Origin of the sequence: Novosphingobium sp. AP12, assembly GCF_000281975.1 — a bacterium.
GTDB lineage: Bacteria > Pseudomonadota > Alphaproteobacteria > Sphingomonadales > Sphingomonadaceae > Novosphingobium.
The window spans coordinates 1-4,181 of sequence record NZ_AKKE01000102.1 but is presented as its reverse complement, the minus strand read 5'-3'; the positions used below and the strand labels follow the sequence as shown (position 1 = coordinate 4,181).

General features: G+C 66.5%; 7 protein-coding genes. All 7 read right to left on the bottom strand.

All coding sequences use genetic code 11. The features are described 5' to 3' along the window. Positions 1 to 78 precede the first annotated feature (78 nt). Positions 79 to 450: a 50S ribosomal protein L7/L12 gene (gene rplL, locus PMI02_RS15080; protein WP_007684286.1), complete on the bottom strand. Its 372-nt coding sequence runs from the start codon at positions 448 to 450 to the stop codon at positions 79 to 81. 85 nt (positions 451 to 535) lie between these two features. Beyond that, positions 536 to 1,051 carry a 50S ribosomal protein L10 gene (rplJ, locus tag PMI02_RS15075; RefSeq protein ID WP_007684282.1) on the bottom strand — a complete coding sequence of 172 codons (516 nt, stop codon included), beginning with the start codon at positions 1,049 to 1,051 and terminating at the stop codon, positions 536 to 538. 285 nt (positions 1,052 to 1,336) lie between these two features. Continuing rightward, positions 1,337 to 2,515, bottom strand: a complete 1,179-nt coding sequence (locus PMI02_RS15070; RefSeq protein WP_007684280.1) for a low temperature requirement protein A — start codon at positions 2,513 to 2,515, stop codon at positions 1,337 to 1,339. A 65-nt stretch (positions 2,516 to 2,580) separates the two neighbouring features. Then, complete coding sequence (locus tag PMI02_RS15065) at positions 2,581 to 2,811, bottom strand: helix-turn-helix transcriptional regulator (protein WP_007684278.1); 231 nt, start codon at positions 2,809 to 2,811, stop codon at positions 2,581 to 2,583. Then, positions 2,811 to 3,350, bottom strand: a complete 540-nt coding sequence (locus tag PMI02_RS25930) for a DUF2975 domain-containing protein (protein WP_007684276.1) — start codon at positions 3,348 to 3,350, stop codon at positions 2,811 to 2,813. Before PMI02_RS25930 ends, PMI02_RS15065 begins: the two co-directional genes overlap by 1 nt. Then, positions 3,350 to 3,898, bottom strand: a complete 549-nt coding sequence (locus PMI02_RS15055; RefSeq protein ID WP_007684274.1) for a DUF2975 domain-containing protein — start codon at positions 3,896 to 3,898, stop codon at positions 3,350 to 3,352. Before PMI02_RS15055 ends, PMI02_RS25930 begins: the two co-directional genes overlap by 1 nt. Further along, positions 3,895 to 4,059 carry a hypothetical protein gene (locus PMI02_RS27180; RefSeq protein WP_007684272.1) on the bottom strand — a complete coding sequence of 55 codons (165 nt, stop codon included), beginning with the start codon at positions 4,057 to 4,059 and terminating at the stop codon, positions 3,895 to 3,897. Before PMI02_RS27180 ends, PMI02_RS15055 begins: the two co-directional genes overlap by 4 nt. Positions 4,060 to 4,181 lie beyond the last annotated feature (122 nt).

The window sequence follows — 4,181 nt, the reverse complement described above, 5'->3', positions numbered from 1 at the left end:
GCCCGGCACACAAGGAAAAGGGCGGCCCCTTGCGGAGCCGCCCTTTCCTGTTTCTGTCCGGACGAACCGGAAAGACGATTACTTGAGCTCGACGGTGCCGCCGGCTGCTTCGATCTTCGTCTTGATGTCGTCGGCTTCAGCCTTGTTGACGCCTTCCTTGACGGCCTTGGGAGCCGCTTCGACAAGAGCCTTGGCTTCAGCGAGGCCCAGACCGGTGATGGCGCGGACTTCCTTGATGACCTGGATCTTCTTGCCACCGTCGCCGGTGAGGATCACGTCGAATTCGGTCTTCTCTTCAGCAGCGGCCGGAGCGTCGCCCGAAGGGGCGGCAACAGCGACGGCAGCAGCGGCGCTAACGCCCCATGCTTCTTCGAGGGCCTTGGCGAGGTCAGCGGCTTCGAGGACGGTGAGCTGCGACAGTTCTTCAACAAGCTTGGCGATATCGGCCATGATAATAACTCCTGATCTGTGGTCCCGTCACCGCCTCATGCGGCAACGGGATAAATCGTTAGAAACGTGCTGCTGGGCTTGACGCTCAGGCGGCTTCCTTCTCGGCGTACGCGGCGAAGACGCGGGCCAGCTTGGCCGCCGGAGCGGTCGAGAGCTGGGCGATCTTGGTCGCGGGAGCCTGAACGAGGCCGATGAGCTTGGCGCGCAGTTCGTCGAGCGAGGGCATCGAGGCGAGAGCCTTGACACCTTCGGGGGTCAGAACCTGCGAACCCATCGCGCCGCCGACGATCTCGATCTTGTCGGTCGTCTTGGCGAATTCGACGACGGCCTTGGCGGCTGCAACGGGGTCCACCGAAGAGGAGATACCCGTAGGGCCGGTCAGGAAGTCGGCGAGACCGACATAGTCGGTGTCCGCGATGGCAAGCTTGGCAAGACGGTTCTTCGCAACCTTGTAGTCCGCACCAACGTCACGCATCTTTCCGCGCAGGGCGGTGGACTGGGCCACCGTCATGCCGAGGTTGCGGGTGATGACCACCGCGCCGGCCTCGGAGAAGATCTCGTTGAGCTGGGCGACCGATTCGGCTTTCTGCGAACGATCCATGCCTTACTCCTTCACAATGGCTGCGACAGGGCGAACCCACCGCAGCCGGCTACGTAGTCCGCGATGTGCCAGGCACATCACGGGCGATTCCGTTCGAAGGGGAAGGAGTATCGTGCCGGAGCACGAAAGTGGCACCACGCTCGAAGGAGCAAGGAGCCGTAAATTCTCTGTCCCCGCCTAGGCTGCAGATTAAGGGGGAAACCCCCAGCAACTGTCTCGGACGGCTGAACGACGGGAATCAACCCGCCGGTCGGAGCGGGCCAATGGCGGAAACCTCGGGCAGAGTCAACCTTGCCGGCACCGGACATGGCTGCGCGCCACCACGGCCGCCACCACGAGCAGCGCGGTCGCCGGCAGTGCCAGCTCTCCCAGGGTCGCCGCGCCCAGCACCGCCGCCGCGAAGGCGAGCAGGCCGTGACGCCACGGTCCCGTCAGCACCAGCCTGTCCCGCACGAACCACAGCCCGGTCATGTAGAGCGCCAGCGACACAGAGACGGTCAGGTTCCCGGCCAGCGGCGAGCCGGAGTGGCCGCCATGTCCCCCGCCGCCCGCCACCGCGTCGATCACCACCGCGAAACCCGCGCCCGTCGCCGCCCCGCCCGCGTAGATCAGGGCATGGGCATAGCCCCAGCGGAAGGCGCTTCCGAACACAGTCTGGTCGAGCGGCCCCTCCTGCGAGAAGTAGAGCCACCACATCGCAAAGGTGATGACCAGTGCGGAGACCGCCAGCAGCACCAGCTGACCGGCATGCTCCGCCGCACCGTCGGCGTAAGTGAAGGCATTGGCGCTCGCCAGCAGCACTTCGCCCAGCACGATGATGACGAGCAGGCCGTGCCGCTCGGCGACGTGGTGCAGATGCCAGGGCGTGGTCCCGCGCCGCTCCGCCACGAGAGGCACCGAGAGTTCCAGAAGCGCCCCCAGGGCGAACAGCGCCGTCGCCGCTCCCGTACTTTCGGGCCGCAGCCATTGCAGCGCCACGTTCCAGTAGAGCTGCACCGCCGCGATGCCGATCGCGTAAGTCAGCGCCGTCCTGCGGTGACGGGGATCGCTGCGGGCGGCTATCAGCCAGAATGCCACCATGCCCAGCCGCATCGCGGCATAGCCCAGGATGACCAGCGTCAGGTCGAGGCCGGCAAACATGCGCGGGATACCCCCGGCGATCGCCAGCGCTCCGGCCATGATCCAGCAGGTGATGAGGCGGTAGACCGGCCCGTCGTTGTCGTAGGCCGAGGCGAACCACGTGAAGTTCACCCAGGCCCACCAGGTCGCAAAGAAGGCCATCGCGAAAGTGACGACGCCGCCGGCGGCATGGCCCCCGGCGACCGCGTGGTGCAGCCCCTCGGCGGCCGAGGCGACGGCAATGACGATGACGAGGTCGAACAGCAGTTCGAGCGGGGTGGACACCCGGTGGCCCTCGTGCGGATCGCGAGGCCCGAACGGCCGCCGGCCGCGTTTCGTAGTCATGTCCTGCCCGTCCCCTTTGCTCGTCTGCCATCTAGGGGGACCGGCGACGGTGAGGCAAGCTCGAGCTACCGCGCCTCGTAACCGAGCAGGTCGCCGGGCTGGCAGTCCAGTTCGCGGCAGATCGCCTCGAGCGTGGAGAAGCGGATCGCCTTGGCCTTGCCGGTCTTGAGGATCGAGAGGTTGGCAAGCGTGATGCCGATGCGCTCGGCCAGTTCGGTCAGCGTCATGCGGCGCTCGTGGAGAAGGTCGTCGAGGCGCACGACGATCTGCGTGCCTTCGGTGGCTTCATCGCCCATCAGACCGTGCCTTCCAGGTCGCGCGCGATGCGGTTGCCGTGGCGGAACACCCGCGCCAGCACGAACAGCACGAGCGCGAAGGCCAGCGCGTTGCCGCCCTCCAGGCTCACGTCGATGTCGAACCCGCCGAAGGTCCCGCCGATCGGCACTTCCAGCCCAGCGGCGACCCAGCCGATGACCGCGAGTTCAAGCACGCGCCAACCCAGGCTCTCGATCCGGTCGGCGTTGGCGGGGGCGAAGGGCTCGCCTTCCGCCACGGTGCCGATGATGGCGAGCACCTTGCCGATGCCGCCGCCGATCACCGAGAGCGCCAGGATCGCGAGGATCAGCGAGCTCGCCGGGTCCCATGCCGCGTCACGAAGCGAATGCCCCCAGGGTGCGTCGGTCGCCAAGAGGGTGACGAGGCCGATCACCGCCGCCACCTCGGAAATCACCACGCCGACGAGCGCGATGGCGAGCATGACCACCGCCGTTCCCAGCAGCGGGTCCTCGAACGAGCGGCTGCCGGCGGCGAAGACCTTCCATGCGGACTTCAGCATCACACCGTCCCTTCCAGCTCGGCGCGCATCTCGGCGCCCTTGCGGAAGACGCGGGCGAGGATGAACAGGATGATCGCCAGCAGCACGCCGGTCAGCGAGAAGCCGACGTCGATATCGCTGTCGGCACCCTTCACGGTCTGCGCGATCCAGGCCGCGATCAGTCCGACCGGGAACGAGATCGTCTCGATCGCCAGGGTCAGCCAGCCCATTGCCGCGAGGCGCGTGGCGTTGACGGGGTTGAACGGGTCGCCCTTGTCGACCGAGCCGATCAGCCGCAGCAGATGCCGCAGGAACAGGAAGGCCAGCAGCGCCATCACCGCCAGCAGCAGCATGATGCCGCCGATGCCGACGAACGTGTTCGCGGTCATTCCGCCGAGATCCTCGCTTTCGATGTGCGACATGATGTTGGCGCGGCCCAGAACCATGACCGGTGCCATCACCAGCAGCACCGCGCCGACGAAAGCAGTCACCGCCATCGCGACAAGGACGAACCCGTGCGCCACCGCCAGCAGCGGATCGCGGGTGAACGAGCGGATGGGGCCGCTCACATCAGCACCGGCACGCGAGCGACCACCACGACGGCGCTCGCCGCCGCCCTGCCTGTGAGCGAAGGGGCCGCAACGCGCGGAGCGGGCAGCAGAGCGGCGGCCGCAAGGGCGATCATGATGGCGGCAAGGAGCGGGCCGTAGGCGTGGAGGGACAGAGACATTGTTCGTTCTCCGATATGCGTCATATCGAAATTCAATAAGACCGAGTCGGTTTATTGTAAAGCGATAATATCGAAAAACGATATGAGTGCGGGAGCGCGCACAATCGAGTAGGGGGGCGCCT

Coding starts and splice junctions, on each gene's coding strand:
- rplL (WP_007684286.1), bottom strand. CDS start 450: ATGGCCGATATCGCCAAGCTTGTTGAAGAACTGTCGCAGCTCACCGTC.
- rplJ (WP_007684282.1), bottom strand. CDS start 1,051: ATGGATCGTTCGCAGAAAGCCGAATCGGTCGCCCAGCTCAACGAGATC.
- PMI02_RS15070 (WP_007684280.1), bottom strand. CDS start 2,515: ATGACTACGAAACGCGGCCGGCGGCCGTTCGGGCCTCGCGATCCGCAC.
- PMI02_RS15065 (WP_007684278.1), bottom strand. CDS start 2,811: ATGGGCGATGAAGCCACCGAAGGCACGCAGATCGTCGTGCGCCTCGAC.
- PMI02_RS25930 (WP_007684276.1), bottom strand. CDS start 3,350: ATGCTGAAGTCCGCATGGAAGGTCTTCGCCGCCGGCAGCCGCTCGTTC.
- PMI02_RS27180 (WP_007684272.1), bottom strand. CDS start 4,059: ATGTCTCTGTCCCTCCACGCCTACGGCCCGCTCCTTGCCGCCATCATG.